Genomic DNA, 313 nt, shown 5'->3' with positions numbered 1-313 from the left:
GTCGCGGCCGTGACCGTCAGCGGGTTGCCATCGACATCGCTGTCGTTCGCCAGCACATCCACCGTCACCGGCGTGTCCTCGGCGGTCGTCGCCGTATCGGCTCCCGCCACCGGCGCGTCATTCACCGCCGTCACGGTAATAGTCAGCGTGCCGGTCACCACGCCACCGGCACCGTCGCTGACGGTATAGGTCACCGTATCGGTGCCGTTAAAGTTGGTATTCGGGGTGTAGGTCAGGGTGCCGTCGGCGTTGATGACGACAGAGCCGTTACCGGCCGTCGCGGCGGTGACGGTCAGCGGGTTGCCGTCCACAT

At 66.1% G+C, this 313-nt stretch carries 1 protein-coding gene; it reads right to left on the bottom strand.

Annotated elements, in window-relative coordinates; all coding sequences use genetic code 11:
- On the bottom strand, nt 1–313 hold a 313-nt coding region (locus DXX3274_RS00095; RefSeq protein WP_042857876.1), incomplete at both ends, for an Ig-like domain-containing protein.

Origin of the sequence: Dickeya sp. NCPPB 3274 (assembly GCF_000406205.1) — a bacterium.
GTDB lineage: Bacteria > Pseudomonadota > Gammaproteobacteria > Enterobacterales > Enterobacteriaceae > Dickeya > Dickeya fangzhongdai.
The sequence above is the reverse complement of the archived record's forward strand: the minus strand, read 5'-3'. Positions and strand labels throughout refer to the sequence as shown.